Here is an 18,093-nt window from a genome sequence, read left to right as displayed (position 1 = left end):
GGGTCTTGGTATCGAAGAAGACGCGTCTTGAGCCTCCCGCAAGCCCTACCGATGGTCAAGCGGGTTGCCCCTAGCTTTGCCCCGTTGTCAGCGCTCCACGGTCAGCGCCACGCCCATGCCGCCGCCGATGCATAGCGAGGCGATGCCCTTCTTGGCATCGCGGCGCTGCATCTCGTGCAAGAGCGTCACCAGGATGCGCGCGCCCGAGGCACCGATCGGATGGCCCAGCGCGATCGCGCCACCGTTGACATTGACCTTGCTGGTGTCCCAGCCCATCTCCTGATGCACCGCGCAGGCCTGGGCCGCGAAGGCCTCGTTGATCTCCAGCAGATCGAGATCCTGCGGCTTCCAGCCGGCGCGCTGCAAGGCCTTCCTGGCCGCCGGCACCGGGCCCATGCCCATCAGGGCCGGGTCGAGGCCGGCGCTGGCGTAGGAGGCGATGCGCGCCAGCGGCGTCAGGCCCAGTTCGCGCGCCTTGGCCGCGCTCATCACCATCACCGCGGCCGCGCCGTCGTTCAGGCCCGAGGCATTGCCGGCGGTCACGCTGCCGGCCTTGTCGAAGGCGGGCCGCAGGCTGGCCAGCGCCTCGGCATTGGTCTTGCGGTTGATGAACTCGTCCTTGTCGAAGACGATGGGGTCGCCCTTCTTCTGCGCGATGCTGAAGGGCACGATCTCGTCGGCGAAGCGGCCGGCGTCCTGCGCCGCGGCCGCCTTCTGCTGCGAGGCCAGCGCCAGCGCGTCCTGCGCCTCGCGGCTGATGCCATGCTTCTTGGCCACGTTCTCGGCCGTGATGCCCATGTGGTACTGGTTGTAGACGTCCCAGAGGCCGTCGACGATCATTGTGTCGATCAGCTTCCAGTCGCCCATGCGCTGGCCCTCGCGCGAGTTCGGCAGCACATGCGGGCTCATGCTCATGCTCTCCTGGCCGCCGGCGATGACGATCTCGCTGTCGCCGTCGCGGATCGCCTGCGCCGCCAGCATCACCGCCTTCAGGCCCGAGCCGCAGACCTTGTTGATGGTCATGGCCGGGATGCTGTTGGGCAGGCCGGACTTGATGACGGTCTGGCGCGCCGGGTTCTGGCCGCAGCCGGCCTGCAGCACCTGGCCGAGGATCAGCTCGCTGATCTGCTCGCCGGCCAGGCCGCTGCGGCGCAGCAGGTCCTGAACGACGGCCGCGCCCAGGTCGACGGCCGGCGTCTTCGCCAGCGTGCCACCGAATTTGCCGATGGCGGTCCGCGCCGCCGCCACGATCACGATTTCAGTCATCACCATCTCCTGTCGGGTCCAACATCAACAACAAATCGAATCCGGCGGCCCGGGCCGCGCGGACGCCTCAAGCCTTCTGCTTCACATAGCGGCCCGGCGCCGGCTCGATCGCCTTGTAGCCGCGGCCGCCGGGGGCCTTCGGTGCGGCCTTCTTCTTGCCGGCATGGCCAGCCAGCCAGTCCGCCCAGTCGGGCCACCAGCTGCCGGCATGCTCGACCGCCGTGTCCATCCAGCCCTGCGCCTCGGCCGGCAGCGCGGCCGTCTTGCCGGTCCAGTAGCTGCGCTTCTTCTTCGCCGGCGGATTGATCACGCCGGCGATATGGCCCGAGGCCCCCAGCACGAAGCGCTTCTTGCCCTTAAAGACCTGGGTCGAGCGGTAGGCGGCGTCCCAGGGCACGATATGGTCCTCGCGCGAGCCGTAGATATAGAGCGGCGCCTCGATCTTCGTCAGGTCGATCTTCTCGCCGCAGACGGTCAGTCGGCCGGGGATCTTCAAATCGTTCTGCAGATAGGTGTGGCGCAGGTACCAGCAGTACATCGGTCCGGGCAGATTGGTCGCGTCGCCGTTCCAGTACAGCAGGTCGAAGGGCGGCGGCGCCTCCCCCTTCAGGTAATTGCCGACCACATAGTTCCAGACCAGGTCGTTCGGCCGCAGGAAGCTGAAGGTGGTCGCCAGCTCGCGGCCCTGCAGCAGGCCCGGCCCCTGCGCGGCCTGCGCGCCTATCGTCATCTCGCGCATCTGCACCAGCGCCTCGTCGATGAACAGATCGAGCACGCCGTTGCTGGAGAAATCGACCAGGGTGGTCAGCAGGGTCACGCTGGCGGCCGGCTGCTCGCCGCGCGCGGCCAGCACGGCCAGCGCCGTCGACAGAATCGTGCCGCCGACGCAGAAGCCCAGCGTGTCTATCGTCTTGGTGCCGCCGATCTCCTGGACCACCGAGATCGCCTTGATCGCCGCCTGCTCGATGTAGTCGTCCCAGGTCCAGTGCACACAGCCCTGATCCGGGTTGCGCCAGCTGACGACGAAGACGCGGTGGCCCTGCTCGACCGCGTAGCGGATCAGGGAGTTCTCCGGCTGCAGATCGAGGATGTAGAACTTGTTGATGCAGGGCGGGATCATCAGCAGCGGTCGCTCGAAGATCTCCTTCGTCAGCGGCTTGTACTCGATCAGCTGGAAGAAGTCGTTCTCGAACACGATGCTGCCTTCGCTGCTGGCCACATTGCGGCCGACCTCGAAGGCGCTCTCATCGGTCTGCGACAGATGGCCGCGCTGCACATCGCCCCACAGCTGTTGCAGCCCCTTGGCCAGGCTCTCGCCCTGGCTGCCCAGCGCCAGCGCCTGCGCCTCCGGGTTCAGCGCCAGGTAGTTGCTCGGCGAGACCGCATCGCTCCATTGCTGGACCGCGAAGCGGATGCGTGAGCGCGTCTTCTCGTCGCCCTCCACCTTCTCGGCCATCTGCTGCATGGTCTTGGCATTGAGCAGGTACAGGCGCGCCAGGAAGGCGCTGGCTGGATTGGCCTGCCAGGCCGGGTCGGCGAAGCGGCGGTCGCCGAGCGGTTTGCGCTCGCCCTCGCTCGCGCCGCCCTGCAGCGACTCGTTCCACAAGGCGGTCGCCTGCTTCAGATAGTCGGCCTGCAATTCGGCCAGGGCCGTCGGCGATATTTGCGGCAACTGCGTGCCGGCCGCGGCCTTCCACATCTCGCCCAGGCCGCTGATCGCCTGCTGAAGTTCCTCGATCGGTTTCTCGGCTTTGCTCTTGCGCGTCGTCGTCATAGCGTTCTTCCTGAACTGACCCAGGCAAGAAGCTTGCCACATTGCCGCGGGATCGGGGGGTCGCGACGATGTTGTACGCTCGCCCTCTTACCCGCCGATGACACCGCATGTATCTCGTTGCAATCGCCTGGTTCTATGTGGCGCTGATGATGGCACTGGCCGAAGCGGTCAGCAGCCAGGGCAGCGTGCTGGGCGCGCTGATCACCTTCACGCTCTACGGCCTGCTGCCCATCGGCATCGTGCTCTATGTGATGGGCGCGCCGCGCCGGCGCGAGGCGCGGCGGCGTCAGGAGCGCGAGGAACTGCTGCAGGCGCAGCAGCGGGCCGCCGCCTCAGCGCAGGGAGATGGCGGCGACCATGCGGCCGCCGAGCCGCTCGCGCCGGTAGGAAAAGAACCGTGAGGGCTCGCTGACGGTACACCAATGCCCGCCGCCGATGCCGGCCAGGCCCAGCGCCTGCAGGCGCCGGCGCGCCAGGCCGGCCAGATCGGCGCGCCAGCGCGGCTCGCCGGCCGCATTGGGCCGGTAGACGAAGAACTCCGCGCCCGCCTCGCTGGGCTCGACGCCGAAGGCCTGCAGCACGTCGGCGCCGACCTCGAAGGCCGCCGGTCCGATGCAGGCGCCCAGCCAGGCATGAATGTCGGCCGCGCGACATTGGGCCGCCTCCATCAAGGCCGCGACGGTGTTCTCCAGCACGCCGCCGGCCAGGCCGCGCCAGCCGGCATGGGCGCCGCCGACCCCCGCGGGCGCGGCGAACAGCACCGGCAGGCAGTCGGCCACCTGGATCGCCACGCCCAGCGCCGGATCGGTGCTGACGCTGGCGTCGGCGGCGGGAATCGTCGCGCCGGGCTCGGCATGCTCGGGCCGCAGCCGCAGCACCTCGACGCCGTGGACCTGCGGCATGAAGATCGCCGATGCGCCGAGCGCGCGGCTGACGATGGCCCGGTTCTCGGCCACTGCGGCCGGATCATCCTCGACCGCGCGGCCGATGTTCATGCTGGCATGGGCGCCCTGGCTGACGCCGCCGGCACGGGTGCTCATGAAGGCGTGCACATGCGGCAGCGACCAGTCCGGTCTCAACCAGTCACGGTGGGCCCCTCGGCCGCCGGTTACGTCGTCCGATCCCTCGGGGGGATGGAGCTTGGCTTGGGAGCGGCCCGGCGCTCGACCTGCTGGCTCATTCCGCATCGGGGCATTCCGACGGTTGGGTGCCCGCGAAGGCCTCGTGCGCCATGCAGTTCGCATGGACGCGCATCACTTCCGGCAGCGCATCGAGCTTGCAGTCGAAGCGCTGGGCATTGAAGACCTGCGGCACCAGCACGCAGTCCGCCAGGCCCGGCCGCTCGCCGAAGCAGAAGCGCCCGGCCGTCGTGCGCAGCCGCTGCTCGACGACGGCCAGGCCGCTCTCGACCCAGTGGCGGTACCAGCGCTTTTTCGCGTCCTCGTCGATCTGCAGTTCGCGCACCAGATAGCGCAGCACGCGCAGATTGTTCAGCGGATGGATCTCGCAGGCGATGTCCTGCGCCAGCGCCCGCACCTGGGCCCGGGCGACCGGCTCGGCCGGCAGCAGCGGCGGCTCGGGATGGGTCTCGTCCAGGTATTCGATGATGGCCAGCGACTGCGTCAGCAGGCTGCCCTCATCGAGCTTCAGCAGCGGCACCAGATGCGAGACCGAAGCAGTGGCAAAGGGCTCGGCGTGCTGCTCGTTCCTGACCAGATGGACCGAGCGGTAGTCGTAGTCCAGGCCCTTCAGCGCCAGCGCGATGCGCACCCGCCAGGACGCCGAGGAGCGGAAGTAGTTGAAGAGTTCCATGAGCGTATTGTGAGCCCCTCGCCCGGCGCCGCGGCGCGGCGCCAGTCGGTCCCCCGACGGGACGCCGATCATTGCCGGCCTGGGCCGGCAATGACATCGGCTGCGGGCCTTGCTTGGGGCGGCCCGGCACGGCGGCCCTAGTCCGTTCGCCCTCGCCCGCGGGTGCGCAGGCGATTCCCGACGGTCGCCTCGATGCGGCGCACCACTACACTTGCGCGCATGTGGCTGCCCCATCGCTTCAAGCATTGCTCCGCCTGCGGCGCCGCCGTCGAATACCGGGTGCCGGCGGACGACAACCGCGAGCGCGCCACCTGCACCGCCTGCGCCAGCATCCACTACCAGAACCCGATCAATGTGGTCGGCACCCTGCCGGTCTGGGGCGAGGGCGCGGACGCGCAGGTGCTCTTGTGCAAGCGCGCGATCGAGCCGCGCTACGGCCTGTGGACGCTGCCGGCCGGCTTTCTGGAGCTTGGCGAGACTGTTGCCGAGGGCGCCGCGCGCGAGACCGATGAGGAGGCCGGCGCCCAGATCGAGCTGGGGCCGCTGTACTGCCTGCTGAACGTCGTCAAGGTCGGCCAGATCCATCTGTTCTACCGCGCGCGCCTGCTGTCGACCGAATTCGCGCCGGGCCCGGAGACGCTGGAGGCGCGGTTGTTCCGCGAGGAAGAGGTGCCCTGGGATCAGCTGGCCTTCCGCACCATACGCGAGACCCTGCAGCGCTTCTTCGAGGACCGACGTCTGGGCCGGCCCTTCGCCCTGCACAGCGCGGACATCGCCTGAAGCAGTCCGAACCGGCTGAACCGGCGGGAAGCCGGCCGGCGGGCACGCCGCTTGCCCGCGCCGCGGTTCATGAAACTGCTGTTGCTGCTTGCCGCCTTGGCGATGCCGCTGATCGCGTTGCTGTCCGAGCAGGGCCAGTTCGGCCCGGACGCCGGCGTGCTGTCGGCGCGTTACCCGACCCTGCTGCTGGCGGCCGGCTATGCCTTCGCGATCTGGAGCCTGATCTTCGCGCTGGACCTCGCCTTCGCCGTCTGGCAGGCCCTGCGCCGCGGGCCGCTGGCGCCCGCGCTGCGCCGGGCGCGGCCGCTGGCCCTGGCCGGCTTCGTGCTGACGACCGCCTGGATGCTGGTGTTCTCGCAGCGCCTGTTCTGGCTCGCCCTGCTGATCATCTGGAGCGCACTCGCCTGCCTGCTCGGCGCGGCGCAGCTGATGGCGCGCATGACCGATCCGAACGGCGAGCTGTGGCTGGGCCTGCTGCCGCTGGGCCTGCATGCCGGCTGGCTGTCGCTGGCAGCGATCCTGAACACCGCCCAGGTTGTCGTCGCCTACCAGTTGCTGCCGACCGGGGACATGCTGCCCTGGAGCCTGATGCTGTGGGCCATCGCCGCCCTGCTGCTGCTAGGAGCCAATGCGCGGCTGCAGGGTCATCCGGCCTATGCCTTCGCCGTGCTCTGGGGCCTGGTCGGCGTGGTCATCGAGCAGTCGGGCAGCAGCCTGCCCGGCGCGCGCACCTCGGCCGGTGTCGCCCTGAGCCTGGCCGCCCTGTTGCTGGGGCAGACCCTTTATCTGCAGTGGCGCGCGCACCAGCGCGAGGGCGGCACGGCCGGCGCCCTATAGTCGGCCGGCTCTAGGCGGCGGCGCCACGTTGCGTCGCCCAGGGGCCGGTGACGCCGTCCAGCTCGCAGTCCCACAGCGCCTGCACATCCATCGCATCGACCAGACCTTCGGCATAGACCTTCAGCGCCAGGCTGCGCAGCATGATCAGCATGCCGCGCACGAAGGCGGCCCGCGAGGCATCACCGGAAACGCCGGCGACGACGGCGACGTCCAGCTTCACGTAGTCGAGCCCGGCCTGGTAGAGCCGCTCGACATGGGACAGGCCGGCGCCGGCATGCTCCAGCCCCAGCTTGATGCCCAGCGGCCGCAGCTGCCGGCCCAGCTCCTGCAGCAGATCGAACTGGTTGATCGCCGCACCCTCGGCCAGCTCCAGGCTCAGCTTGCGCGCGGCCGGCGGCGACTGGAACACCAGCTCGCGCAGGCGTGCGACGAAGCTGCCGTCGGTCAGCGAGGCCGGCGCCAGATTGATGCAGCGCGGCTGGCCGTCGGCGCTGATCGCCTCCAGCGCCAGCGCGACGGCCAGCAGATCGACCTCGGCCGTCAGCCGGCTGCGCAGCGCCAGCCAGCGCGCGGCCGGCTCGAACTCGCCTTGCGGGTCCAGCCGCAGCTGCAGCGGGCATTCCAGATGCAGCAGGCGGCCGGCGCGGTCCAGCACCGGGAACTCGACCAGGCGCGCGCGGCGCTCCTTCAGCGCCGCCTCGATCTGCGCGCGCCAGGCGCGCTCGCCCTGGCTGCGGCGCGGCGGCGTGCGCACCGACTCGATCGCGAAGCCCGGATGGGTCTCGGCGCGCGCCAGCGCCGCATCGGCCTCGCCGAACCAGCTGCTCAGCGGCCGCTCGCGCGGCAGGTCGACCGCGCCCAGCGCCACATGGATGCCGCCGCCAAAGGCCGGCAGGCTGGCATGCAGGGCCTCGGCCAGCGCCTGCGCCGTCTCGGCCGCGACGCCGGGCGCCGGCAGCCAGAGCGCGAAATCGGCGCCGTTCAGCCGCCCGGCCAGACAGCCCTGCACCCGCTCCGGATAGACCTTGATCGCATGCGCGATCGCCACCAGGATCTGGTCGACCACCGGCCGGCCCAGTTGCTGGTTCAGCTGCGCCAGATCGCGCAGGCGCAGCAGCACCAGGCCGGCCTCGGCCGGACCCTCGTCGCGGCTCAGCGCCGAATCGAGCTCGGCAATGAAGTGCTTGCGCGAGCTCATGCCGGTCAGCACATCGGCGTGCGCCTGCTGGCGCAGCACCTGCAGCTGCTCGGACTGCGCCTCGAACATGCTCTTGATGCGCAGCACCATCGCGTTCATCGCGCGCGTCAACGGCTGCAGCTCGCGCACCCGCGCTTCCTCGACGGTGGTGAAGCTGCCGTCGATGACCGCCTGCGCCTGCGCGACCGCGTTGTCCAGCGGGCGGCGGATGCGCCGCAGGATGGCGAAGGCCACCAGTCCGGCCACCACGCCGATGCCGCCCAGCAGCAGCGCATGGCGCCGTGTGCTGCGCCAGAGCTCGTCGTGCGCATAGGCCGAATGGCTCTGCACCTCGATCGTGCCGATGGCGTTCCAGCCGCTGGACAGCTGGGCCACGCCCGGCTGCACCTCGATCGGCAAGAGCGCGACGAACCAGGCCGGCGCCTGACTGGCGCGCGCCGGCGCGACGCGCTCGAAGCCCAGCTCGCCATTGGCCTTGCGCCAGCGCACGCGCTGGTAGTGCCCGGTGTCGAACTGGGCCGAGATCAGCAACTCCATCAGGGCCGGATCGCCCTGCTGCTGCGACAGCGCCAGCGCCAGCGACTGCGCGTTGTCGGCATTCTTCTGCTGCAGCTGCGCCTGCAGCAGCTGGCGCACCGAGCCGGCCGACACGGCCACACTGCCCAGCAGCGCGGCGAGCACGACGCCCAGCAGCAGCAGACCCACTTGACGCATCAAGGACATTGCGGATTTCCCCTCGTTGTCTTCATTAGAACCCCTCCGCGCGCACCTTGGCCAAGAGATCGCGCCACAGCGACAGGCGCTGCAGCGGATCGCCCTTGGAACTGATGCCGACGCCGTCCCACAGGCCTTCGCTATTGAAGCTGAAGACCGGCTGCAGATCGGCGCGTCGCGAGGCCGGCCGCAGCTCGGGGACCAGATTGTCCAGAATCAGCGGCTCGGCGCCCGGCTGCGCATAGTAGGCCAGCACCATATGCGCGACCGAGCGCCCGTCCAGCAGGGCGCGCACATAGACCATGCGCAGCTTGGCCACCGGCATGCCGGCAGCGACCAGGCTGAAGTACTTGGCGATCGCATAGTCCTCGCAGTCGCCGCGGCCCTTGGCCAGGCTTTCCAGCGGGCTGGCCCAGTAGTCAACGCGGCCCCAGACCTCGCTGTCCTCGGCGAAGGCGATGCGGCGGTTGAAGAAGTCGTTGATCTGGGCGAGCTTGCGCGGCTCGTCCAGCGCGCTGGCGCGCTCGATCAGCTGCAGCAGCGCCGGCGTCTCGGCGACCGCGCGCGGGCCGACCTGGGCGGCCGCCTCCTGCAGCCGCGCGGCGTCCAGCGCCAGCCCCGGCGGCGCCCAGGTCAGCAAGCCCAGCAGTACGCCCAGCGCCCAGCCATGCAGCACTCGGCGCGGCGTCCACGCGCCTTGCCGTCGTCGGTGCTTGCTGATCGAAAAAGCCATGCGCGGGCGCAGCCAAACGTGGAGGATTGCGCGGGCACGCGCGCGGGGCCTGAGCGTGTTTCGGGTAATCTGGCGGCACTGTACAGGCTGCTCCGAGCGATCCGGCCCCGCCCTGTGCCTCCAGCGATCGGTATTTGATGAATAGCCAGGAAATCCGCCAAGAAGTTGACAAGTCGCGCAGCAGCGGCGGACTCAAGCAGATCGTCATCCCGCCCTGCCCGGAGGCGCTGATCCAGTTGCAGCAGGCGCTCGCCCATGAGCAGCCGGACCTGAATGTGATCCAGCGCATCGCCGCCGCCGATGTGGCGATGTCGGCCACGCTGCTGCGCACGGCCAACAGCCCGCTCTTCAAGCCGATCGGCAAGCCCTGCACGACGGTCGGCCAGGCGATGACGCGCATCGGCCTGCAGGCGACCCTGGCGGTGATGATGGGCTTCCTGGTCAGCAATGCGATCCGCGTCAACCACCCGCAGTTGCACCGCTTCTGGCAGCGTTCGACCAAGCGGGCGATGGCCTGCGCCTTCGTCGCCGCCCAGCTGCCGGATCTGCCGGCCGGCCTGGCACCGGGCCTGGCCCATACCTTCGGCCTCTTCCTGCATGTGGGCATGGCCGTGCTGATGCAGAGCGTGCCCGGCTACGGCGGCACCCTGGTCGAGGCCGGCGCGCGCATCGACCGGCCCTTCATCGCGACCGAGAACGCCAACCACCGCACCGACCACGCCGTCGTCGGCGCCCTGGTGATGCGGGTCTGGAACATGCCGCCGGAGCTGATGGCCGGCATCCGCCTGCACCATGACTTCGCCGTGCTCGGTGGCACCAGCGTCGAGCCGCTGGTGCAGGGCCTGATCGCCGCCGGCCATGTGGCCGAGCATCTGATGCGCCGCCACGAGGGCCTGCCCGCGGACGCCGACTGGATCGCGCACCGCGCCGCGGCCCTGGCCTGGCTGCGCATCGACGAGGCGCGCCTGGCCGAATGGGACGAGCCGCTGCGGCCTGTGCTGGACGCGGCCTGACGCGGCGCCGCCGGATCAGGCCGGCGAGGACCTCATGCCGTAGACCTTGCCGCCGAGGAACAGGTACTCGGCGCGCAGCACCGCCTCGCCCTTCTCGCCGGGAAAGGTGAAGCCGATCACGGCCAGCTCGGTGCCGGGCTTGATCTCCGCCACACCCCAGGCCTCCAGCCGCGTCAGCGGCGCCAGCTCGATTTCCCAGCGCTTGTCGGCGCGCGTCGGCAGCTGCGTGCGTGCCAGCAGCGCCGGGCCGTCGACGTCGGCGCTCTGCTTGGGCAACTGGCGCTGTGGCAGATCGGCCGGCAGCGTGAGCCTGGCCGGCAATTCGAGTTCGATCTCGCCGTGCGGGTTGCGCCACAGCACCTTGGCCGCGCGGCCCTCCAGATAGAGCGGGCGCTGCTGGTCGAAGCTGCTCCAGCCATGGTGGGCCCAGGCCGGCAGGCCCAGCGCCGACAGGCCGGCAACAAGGAGGGAACGTCTCTGCATGGGGCTCTCCTTAGACGTAGGCGATCGAGCGTCCGCAGATGATGACAGCGAGCCAAAACCCCAGCGAGAGCAGGCCCTGGGCCCGGCCCCAGCGATCGGCGCGGCCGCTGCCGCCGCGCAGATGGAACAGCCCCGCATTGAGGCCGGCCAGCGCGATCAGCAGCAGCTTGAGCCGGAAGGCGGCATTGCCAAGCAGCTCGCCCGGTTGGGTGGAGAACATCGCCAGGCCGGTCGCGGCACAGAGGCCAAAACCGACGAGCGCCAGCGGCAGTGTCAAGCGCGCCAGGGCCGGCAGGGGCAGGGCCGGCGCACGACCGAGCAGGCACAGCTCGAAGATCAGCAGGCCGCCGAACAGCAGCGCGATGCCGACGATGTGGACGACCTCGAAGGCCGGGTAGGCCCAGGCGGCGACATTCATCGCGCTGGCACCCTCACCGCCAGCCGCGCGGCGGCCAGGTCCCAGCGCGCGCAGCCGACGCTCTTGAACACCCGCGTGCGGCCGTCCGTGGCCGGCCGCCGGCCCAGCACCAGTTCCTCGAGGCTGGGCAGCGGCCCGGTGAGCCCGGCCGCCAGCAGATCGCCGGCCTCGGCCCGGGCGCCTTCGGGATCGTCGACGAAGACCTCGGCCGCCGCGACGAGGGCCGGCGGCAGCTCGACCATGTCGTGGCGGAAGGCGCCGACGCCGATCACCAGCGCGCCCTCGCCGACGCCGTCGGCCAGCACCGGCTCGCGGCTGCTGGTCGCGGCGATGAGCAGGTCCCAGCGGCGCTGGGCCTGCTGCGCCGCCGCGATCGTCTCGGCGCCTTCGATGGCCACCGGCCTGCGCGCCTGCACGCAGATTCGCGCCTGCGGGTGCAAGGCCCGCAAGGCCTCGACATGGGCCAGCGCCTGCGCGCCGCTGCCGACGACCAGCACCTCGCGCGGTGGCCGCGTTGCCATCAATTCGACGGCCAGCAGGCTGACGGCGGCCGTGCGCCGCGCGGTCAGCGTCGGGCCGTCGAGCAGGGCCAGACGCTCGCCGCTCGCGCCGTCGATCACGATCACCTCGCCGGCAATCGTCGGCCGGCCGCGCGCCGCGTTGTGCGGATGGACGGTGACCAGCTTGGTGACGGCGATGGCAGCCGAGCGCGCCGGCATCACCAGCAGCGTGCCGTCCTCCGGCAACGGCAGCACCAGGCGCGGCGGGCAATCGATATTGCCGGCCGCATGTTCGCGGCAGACGGCGGCAATCTCGGCCAGCAGCGGCGCCCAGGGCAAGGCGGCGGCGGTCGCGGCGGCGTCCAGCACTCGCATCGGCTACGGCCTCCTCAGACGCTCAAGGCGGCCACCAGCAGCATGTACAGGGTCAGCACGATGCAGGCGATGATCAGCAGGAACAGCGTGCGCCAGGCGGCGCCCCAGCGTCCCAGCGCATAGGTGCCGCGCAGCTGGGCATACATATGCAGCGGCGGGCCGAAGCAGATCAGCAGGCCCATGGCCCATTGCAGGCCCAGCACATCGAACAGGGCCAACGCCGACATCATCAGGGCCATTGCCGACAGCGAGTAGAGCGCGAACACCGCATGGTCGAACAGGGTGAAGCGGCGCTTGAAGACGAACAGCAGCCAGATGAAGGGCAGCGAGATCGGTAGCACCAGAAAGGCGAACTTGGCGGCGCCGCTCTTCATCTTGTACAGGGTCAGCTCGTGGTTCTCGACCGCATGCAGGATTCGCTTCTCCAGCGTCGAGTTGGCCAGCCCGGGCATATTGCGGCTCAGCTCCTCGTGCAGCCGCGCCTCGGTCAGCGGCGCGTCGCTGGTGTCGGGCTGACCCTGGGCCCGGGCCTCGGCCTTGCGCAGCCGCTTCTCGAGCCGCTGGCTCTTGCGCTCCTGGCTGGCGATCTGCTCGTTCAGCTCTTCGCGCAAGTCCTGACCCTTCGCCTCGCCGGCCGGCAGCTGTTCGAGCCGGGCCTGCAAGGCCGCGAGGCGGGCGCGGGCCTCCTCGAGTTCGGCGGCGATCTCGGTCGGCGTCCCCGAGGGCGCAGCGCTGTCGCTGCTGACGAAGCTCATGTCCGAGCCGGTCAGCGAGAACACGAAGAACATCAGGAAGACCAGGAACAGGTAGAGCGCCAGTGGCGACACATAGCGGACGCGCCGGCCGGCGATGTATTCGCGCGTCAGGCGGCCGGGCTGGAACAGCAGCGCCGGCAGCGTGCGCCAGAGCCTGCTGTCGAAATGCATCACGCCCTGCAGCCCCTGCTCGCCCAGATGCCGCAGCGAGCGGTGCAACTGCGCCTTCTGGCCGCAGACATGGCAGAAGGCGCCCTGCAGCGCGGCGTCGCAGTTGGCGCAATGGCTGGGCCCGGCCTGCGCCGCTGGCTTCGCGCCACCGCCCCTGGCCGCCTCGTCGGCAATCACCGCCTCGGCCAGCACATCGCCCGCCACATCGACACCCGCCATGCCCATCCCCATCCAGATAGATTGATCGTTGCGCCTCGGCCGCAGTATCGCGCAGCGCCCGCCGACAATGCGACGATGGACAAGGAAGAAGGCCGCCACCCGGTGCTCGCGCGCGCCCCCCGCCGACTGCGCTGGGCGCTGCCGCTGATCGCCCTGCTCTTCCTGCCGCTGGGCTGGGCGCTGTTCGGCCCGCGCGGCGTGACGGTCGAGGTCGAGGCCAAGCGCTGGCGGTTCGAGCTGGAGGTCGAGCAATACGTGTCCGAGTTGGGCTCGGACTGGTGCGAGGCGCTGCCCGCCGATGCGCGCGACGTCAGCCGCCGCTGGATGGACCGGCCCGACGGCCAGCGGGCCGAGCATTGCCGCTACAGCCAGATGCAGTGGCGCCGCCGCTGGGGCGCATTGAAGGAAGGCGGCGAGGCCGAGCCGCCGGCCTGGCCGGAGCCGCGGCTGAAGGAGGGCGAACGCCTGGGCCAGCGCAAGACGCGTTACGAACTGCTGCTGCGCGCCGACGATGGCCGGCTCTGGACCTGCGCGCTGGCGCCGGAGGCCTGGCGGCGCGTGCCGCGGCAGGCACGCTTTCGCGTCCAGGTCGACCGCCAGGGCACGGCCGACTGCGCGACCCTGCCGGCCTACTGAGACGCGGCGGAGGGGCCGAGCAGATCGGCCAGGGCCGGGTCCAGCATCGGAAACCTGAAGCGATAGCCGAGTTCAAGCGCGCGAAGCGGTGTCAGCCGCTGGCCGCCGAGCAGCAGCACCGACATCTCGCCCAGCGCCAGCCGCAGCAGCCTGGCCGGCACCGGCAGCAGGGCCGGTCGATGCAGCGCCCTGGCCAGGGCGCGGGTGAAGTCGGCATTGCGCAGCGGCGTCGGCGCGCAGGCATTGAGCGGCCCCTGGCAGGACGGCTGATGCAGAGCGAAATCGATCAGGCCGACCTGATCGTCCAGATGGATCCAGGGCATCCACTGTGTGCCGGACCCCAGCCGCCCGCCCAGGCCCAGGCCGAAGGGCAGCCGCAGCCGGGCCAGCATGCCGCCCTCGGGCGCCAGCACCGGCGCCGTGCGCAGCAGCACGACCCGCAGGCCCAGCGCCTCGGCGCGCAGCGCCTGCTGCTCCCAGGCACGGCACAGGGCCGCGCCGAAATCTTCGGGTCCGGCCGCGCTCTGCTCGTCGAGCGGGCGCTCGCCGCAATCGCCATACCAGCCCACGGCCGAGCCGGACAGCAGGACCGGCGGACGCTGGGCCTGCCGGCCCAGCCAATCGACCAGGGCGGCGGTGGCCGTCACCCGGCTGTCCCACAGCAGCTGGCGCCGGCCGGCGGTCCAGGGCCGGTCGGCGATCGGTGCGCCGGCCAGATTGACCACCGCATCGAGCGGCGGCTGGCCCTCCAGCCGCTGCAAGCCGTCGATGCCCTGTGCGCCGCTGCACAGCGCCGCGACCCGCTGCGGCGACTGCCGGCTGAGGACCGTCAGCGCATGGCCCTGCGCCGCCCAATGCCGGCACAGCGCCCGGCCGATCAGGCCGGTGCCGCCGGTCAGCAGGATGCGCAGGCCCATCGGCCGCTTGCCTCAGCGGCGGGCCGGCGGCACGTCGGTGCAGCTGCCGTGCGCGACCTCGGCCGCCAGGCCGATCGATTCGCCCAGGGTCGGGTGCGGGTGGATGGTCTTGCCGATGTCGACCGCGTCGGCGCCCATCTCGATCGCCAGCGCGATCTCGCCGATCATGTCGCCGGCGTGCGTCCCGACGATGCCGCCGCCGATGATGCGGTGGCTCTCCTCGTCGAACAGCAGCTTGGTGAAGCCCTCGTCGCGGCCGTTGGCGATCGCGCGGCCCGAGGCCGACCAGGGCAGCAAGCCCTTCTTGATCTTGATGCCCTTGGCCTTGGCCTCGTCCTCGGTGATGCCGACCCAGGCCACTTCCGGATCGGTGTAGGCGACGCTGGGAATCACCCGCGCATCGAACTGCGCGCGCGCCAGCTTCTCGTCGCCCAGCAGCTCGCCGGCAATGACCTCGGCCGCCACATGGCCCTCATGCACCGCCTTGTGGGCCAGCATCGGCTGGCCGACCAGATCGCCGATCGCGAAGACGTTCGACACGTTGGTGCGCATCTGCACGTCGACCGGGATGAAGCCGCGATCGCTGACGATGACGCCGGCCTTGTCGGCGCCTATCTTCTTGCCGTTGGGCGAGCGGCCGACCGCCTGCAGCACCAAGTCGTAGAGCTGCGGCTCCTTCGGCGCGCCCTCGCCTTCGAAAGTGACCTTGATGCCCTCGGGCGTCGCCTCGGCCGCCACCGTCTTGGTGTTCAGCATGATGTTGTCGAAGCGCGGCGCGTTCATCTTCTGCCAGACCTTGACCAGGTCGCGGTCGGCGCCGGTCATCAGGGTCGGCAGCATTTCGACGACGTCCAGGCGTGCGCCGAGCGTGCTGTAGACGGTGCCCATCTCCAGGCCGATGATGCCGCCGCCGACGATCAGCATGCGCTTCGGCGCCGTCGTCAGCTCCAAGGCACCGGTCGAGTCGATCACGCGCGGGTCGTTCGGCATGAAGGGCAGGCGCACCGCCTGCGAGCCGGCCGCCAGGATGATGGCCTTGAACTTCAGCGTCTGCGTCTTGCCGCTGCGCTGCTGGCCTTCGCCGGCGGTCTCTTCGACTTGCACATGGTTCGCATCGAGCAGCGTGCCGTAGCCGCGCACGACGGCGACCTTGCGCATCTTGGCCATCATGGCCAGGCCGCCGGTCAGCTTGCCGATCACCTTCTGCTTGTGCTTCAAGAGCTTGGGCAGTTCGACCTTGGGTTCGCCGAATTCGACGCCCAGATCGGCGAAATGCTTGACCTCGTCCATCACCGCAGCGACGTGCAGCAAGGCCTTGGACGGGATGCAGCCGACATTCAGGCAGACGCCGCCCAGGGTCGCATAGCGTTCGACCAAGGCCACCTTGAGCCCGAGGTCGGCGGCGCGGAAGGCGGCCGAATAGCCGCCGGGGCCGCCGCCGAGCACGACCACGTCGTAGTCGCCATCGGCGGCGCCGGCGTAGCTGGCGGCCTGCGGTGCGGGAGCCGGCGCAGCGGCGGCGGCTGAGGGAGCCGGTGCAGCGGGCGCCGGCGCGGCGGCGGCGTCGCCCTCCAGCGTCAGGATCAGCGTGCCCTCGTTGATCTTGTCGCCCAGGGCCACCTTCAGCTCCTTGACGACGCCGGCGGCCGAGCTCGGAATCTCCATCGAGGCCTTGTCGCTTTCGACGGTGATCAGGCTTTGCTCGGCCTTGACCGTGTCGCCGGGCTTGACCAGCAGCTCGATGATCGCAACGTCCTTGAAGTCGCCGATGTCCGGGACCTTCACTTCGATGATTGCCATGTGGGGCTCCTCTCCTTACAGGGCAATCCGACGGAAGTCCGCCAGCAGCGAGGCGAAATAGACATTGAAGCGGGCCGCGGCCGCGCCGTCGATGACGCGGTGGTCCCAGCTCAGGCTCAAGGGCAGGATCAGGCGCGGCTGGAAGTCCTTGCCGTCCCAGACCGGTTCGATGCTGCTCTTGCACACGCCCATGATCGCCACCTCGGGCGCATTGATGATGGGCGTGAAGTACTTGCCGCCGATGCCGCCCAGCGACGAGATCGAGAAGCAGCCGCCGCTCATATCGGCCGGACCCAGCTTGCCGTCGCGCGCCTTCTTGGCCAGCTCGCTCATCTCCTGGCTGATCTGGAAGATGCCCTTCTTGTCGGCGTCCTTAATCACCGGCACCACCAGGCCGTTGGGCGTGTCGGCCGCGAAGCCGATGTGGAAGTAGTTCTTCAGCACCAGGGTCTCGCCGTCCAGCGAGGCATTGAACTCGGGGAACTTCTTCAGCGCCGCGACCGCGGCCTTGATCATGAAGGCCAGCATCGTCACCTTGATGCCTGCCTTCTCGTTCTCCTTGTTCAGCTGGACGCGGAAGGCCTCCAGCTCGGTGATGTCGGCATCGTCGTGGTTGGTCACATGCGGGATGACGACCCAGTTGCGGTGCAGATTGGCGCCGGAGATCTTCTTGATGCGCGAGAGCTCCTTGCGCTCGACCGCGCCGAACTTCTCGAAGTCCACCTTGGGCCAGGGCAGCAGGCCCGGGAAGGCGCCACCAGCGCCAGCGCCCGCGGCAGCACCGGCCGGTGCGGCCGCCTTCTGCGCGGCCGTCTGCAGCGATCCGGCCATCACCGCCTTGACGAAGCCCTGCACATCGCTCTCGACGATGCGGCCCTTGGGGCCCGAGCCCTTGACCTCGGCCAGCGGCACGCCCAGCTCGCGCGCCAGCTTGCGGATGCTGGGCGAGGCGTGCGGCAGCTTGCCGCTGGGCGCCGTCGGCTCATGGGCCGGCAGCGCGGCCGTCGGCAGCGCGCGATGCTCGGCCGGCGCGGCCGGGGCGACGACGGTATTGGCGCTTGGCGCGGCGGCGGCAGCGGGCACGGGGGCCGGCGCGGCCGGTGCGCCACCAGCGGCTTCGAGCAGCGCCAGCAGCGAACCCTTGGACACCTTGTCGCCGAGCTTGACCTTCATCTCCTTGATCACGCCGGCATGCGAGCTCGGTATCTCCATCGAGGCCTTGTCGCTCTCGACGGTCACCAGGCTCTGCTCGATCTTGACCGCGTCGCCGGCCTTGACCATCACCTCGATGACGGCCACCTCGTCGAAATCGCCGATGTCAGGCACCAGGACCTCGACCGTGCCGCCGGCGGCGGCTGCCGGCGCGGGGGCAGGCGTGGCGGCGGCGGGCGCGGGGGCCGCCGCTGCCGCGGCCGGAGCCGGGGCGGGCGCCGGCGCGGCGGCCGCGCCGTTTTCAGCTTCGAGCAGCAGCAGCACGCTGCCCTCGTTGACCGTGTCGCCGATCTTGACCTTCAGTTCCTTGACGACGCCGGCGTGGCTGGACGGGATCTCCATCGAGGCCTTGTCGCTCTCGACGGTGATCAGGCTCTGTTCGGCCTTGACGGTGTCGCCGGGCTTGACCAGCAGTTCGATGACGGCCACGTCCTTGAAGTCCCCGATGTCGGGGACCTTGACTTCAAGCAATGCCATTTT

At 70.2% G+C, this 18,093-nt stretch carries 18 protein-coding genes; 5 read left to right on the top strand and 13 right to left on the bottom strand.

Annotation, left to right across the window (positions count from 1 at the left end; translation table 11 throughout):
• Window positions 1-87: 87 nt before the first annotated feature.
• Together QWJ38_RS21340 and phaC are read right to left on the bottom strand one after the other, a co-directional pair.
• The gene (locus QWJ38_RS21340) at window positions 88-1,266 is read right to left on the bottom strand and encodes an acetyl-CoA C-acetyltransferase (RefSeq protein WP_290361157.1); all 1,179 of its coding nucleotides are present in this window, start codon (window positions 1,264-1,266) and stop codon (window positions 88-90) included.
• Between the two features lie 67 nt (window positions 1,267-1,333).
• Window positions 1,334-3,040 carry a class I poly(R)-hydroxyalkanoic acid synthase gene (gene phaC, locus QWJ38_RS21335; protein ID WP_290361156.1) on the bottom strand — a complete coding sequence of 569 codons (1,707 nt, stop codon included), beginning with the start codon at window positions 3,038-3,040 and terminating at the stop codon, window positions 1,334-1,336.
• Between the two features lie 107 nt (window positions 3,041-3,147).
• Here phaC and QWJ38_RS21330 point away from each other — a divergent pair, with 107 nt between their 5' ends.
• Complete coding sequence (locus QWJ38_RS21330) at window positions 3,148-3,441, top strand: hypothetical protein (protein ID WP_290361155.1); 294 nt, start codon at window positions 3,148-3,150, stop codon at window positions 3,439-3,441.
• On the opposite strand, the gene pgeF is transcribed toward QWJ38_RS21330, so the two are convergent.
• Window positions 3,373-4,080 carry a peptidoglycan editing factor PgeF gene (gene pgeF / locus QWJ38_RS21325; protein WP_290361154.1) on the bottom strand — a complete coding sequence of 236 codons (708 nt, stop codon included), beginning with the start codon at window positions 4,078-4,080 and terminating at the stop codon, window positions 3,373-3,375. The two genes, QWJ38_RS21330 and pgeF, sit on opposite strands and share 69 nt — an antisense overlap.
• 136 nt (window positions 4,081-4,216) lie before the next feature.
• Window positions 4,217-4,852 carry a maleylacetoacetate isomerase gene (gene maiA, locus QWJ38_RS21320; protein WP_290361153.1) on the bottom strand — a complete coding sequence of 212 codons (636 nt, stop codon included), beginning with the start codon at window positions 4,850-4,852 and terminating at the stop codon, window positions 4,217-4,219.
• Between the two features lie 219 nt (window positions 4,853-5,071).
• Between maiA and QWJ38_RS21315 the strand changes: the two genes are divergently transcribed.
• Window positions 5,072-5,632, top strand: coding sequence for an NUDIX hydrolase (locus QWJ38_RS21315; RefSeq protein WP_290361152.1), 561 nt, complete (start codon window positions 5,072-5,074; stop codon window positions 5,630-5,632).
• A gap of 69 nt (window positions 5,633-5,701) precedes the next feature.
• On the top strand, window positions 5,702-6,469 hold the full coding sequence (locus QWJ38_RS21310) for a TspO-related membrane protein (RefSeq protein ID WP_290361151.1): 768 nt from the start codon (window positions 5,702-5,704) through the stop codon (window positions 6,467-6,469).
• Between the two features lie 10 nt (window positions 6,470-6,479).
• On the opposite strand, the gene QWJ38_RS21305 is transcribed toward QWJ38_RS21310, so the two are convergent.
• Window positions 6,480-8,381, bottom strand: a complete 1,902-nt coding sequence (locus tag QWJ38_RS21305) for a bifunctional diguanylate cyclase/phosphodiesterase (RefSeq protein ID WP_290361150.1) — start codon at window positions 8,379-8,381, stop codon at window positions 6,480-6,482.
• Window positions 8,382-8,415: 34 nt separating this feature from the next.
• Window positions 8,416-9,114, bottom strand: a complete 699-nt coding sequence (locus QWJ38_RS21300; protein WP_290361149.1) for a transglutaminase-like cysteine peptidase — start codon at window positions 9,112-9,114, stop codon at window positions 8,416-8,418.
• A gap of 137 nt (window positions 9,115-9,251) precedes the next feature.
• Between QWJ38_RS21300 and QWJ38_RS21295 the strand changes: the two genes are divergently transcribed.
• Complete coding sequence (locus tag QWJ38_RS21295; protein WP_290361148.1) at window positions 9,252-10,127, top strand: HDOD domain-containing protein; 876 nt, start codon at window positions 9,252-9,254, stop codon at window positions 10,125-10,127.
• Window positions 10,128-10,142: 15 nt separating this feature from the next.
• Here QWJ38_RS21295 and QWJ38_RS21290 read toward each other — a convergent pair whose 3' ends face one another.
• From QWJ38_RS21290 to QWJ38_RS21275, 4 genes are read right to left on the bottom strand one after another with little or no spacing between them, the layout of a single operon-like run.
• Window positions 10,143-10,610, bottom strand: coding sequence for a DUF6152 family protein (locus QWJ38_RS21290; protein WP_290361147.1), 468 nt, complete (start codon window positions 10,608-10,610; stop codon window positions 10,143-10,145).
• A 10-nt stretch (window positions 10,611-10,620) separates the two neighbouring features.
• Window positions 10,621-11,028, bottom strand: a complete 408-nt coding sequence (locus tag QWJ38_RS21285) for a hypothetical protein (RefSeq protein WP_290361146.1) — start codon at window positions 11,026-11,028, stop codon at window positions 10,621-10,623.
• Window positions 11,025-11,903 (bottom strand): delta(1)-pyrroline-2-carboxylate reductase family protein, encoded by an 879-nt coding sequence (locus tag QWJ38_RS21280; protein ID WP_290361145.1) that lies wholly within the window; start codon window positions 11,901-11,903, stop codon window positions 11,025-11,027. The genes QWJ38_RS21285 and QWJ38_RS21280 overlap by 4 nt, the downstream gene beginning before the upstream one ends.
• 14 nt (window positions 11,904-11,917) lie before the next feature.
• On the bottom strand, window positions 11,918-13,048 hold the full coding sequence (locus QWJ38_RS21275; RefSeq protein WP_290361144.1) for a DUF3667 domain-containing protein: 1,131 nt from the start codon (window positions 13,046-13,048) through the stop codon (window positions 11,918-11,920).
• A gap of 75 nt (window positions 13,049-13,123) precedes the next feature.
• Between QWJ38_RS21275 and QWJ38_RS21270 the strand changes: the two genes are divergently transcribed.
• Window positions 13,124-13,684, top strand: coding sequence for a hypothetical protein (locus tag QWJ38_RS21270; protein WP_290361143.1), 561 nt, complete (start codon window positions 13,124-13,126; stop codon window positions 13,682-13,684).
• On the opposite strand, the gene QWJ38_RS21265 is transcribed toward QWJ38_RS21270, so the two are convergent.
• From QWJ38_RS21265 to aceF, 3 genes are read right to left on the bottom strand one after another with little or no spacing between them, the layout of a single operon-like run.
• On the bottom strand, window positions 13,678-14,595 hold the full coding sequence (locus QWJ38_RS21265; RefSeq protein WP_290361308.1) for a TIGR01777 family oxidoreductase: 918 nt from the start codon (window positions 14,593-14,595) through the stop codon (window positions 13,678-13,680). The genes QWJ38_RS21270 and QWJ38_RS21265 overlap by 7 nt on opposite strands.
• Window positions 14,596-14,613: 18 nt before the next feature.
• Window positions 14,614-16,401: a dihydrolipoyl dehydrogenase gene (gene lpdA, locus QWJ38_RS21260; RefSeq protein ID WP_290361142.1), complete on the bottom strand. Its 1,788-nt coding sequence runs from the start codon at window positions 16,399-16,401 to the stop codon at window positions 14,614-14,616.
• Window positions 16,402-16,416: 15 nt separating this feature from the next.
• On the bottom strand, window positions 16,417-18,090 hold the full coding sequence (gene aceF / locus QWJ38_RS21255) for a dihydrolipoyllysine-residue acetyltransferase (RefSeq protein ID WP_290361141.1): 1,674 nt from the start codon (window positions 18,088-18,090) through the stop codon (window positions 16,417-16,419).
• Window positions 18,091-18,093: the final 3 nt, after the last annotated feature.

The organism is Roseateles violae (assembly GCF_030410485.1).
In the GTDB taxonomy this organism is placed as follows: Bacteria; Pseudomonadota; Gammaproteobacteria; order Burkholderiales; family Burkholderiaceae_C; genus Roseateles_D; species Roseateles_D violae.
This window is presented reverse-complemented; position numbering and strand designations above follow the sequence as displayed.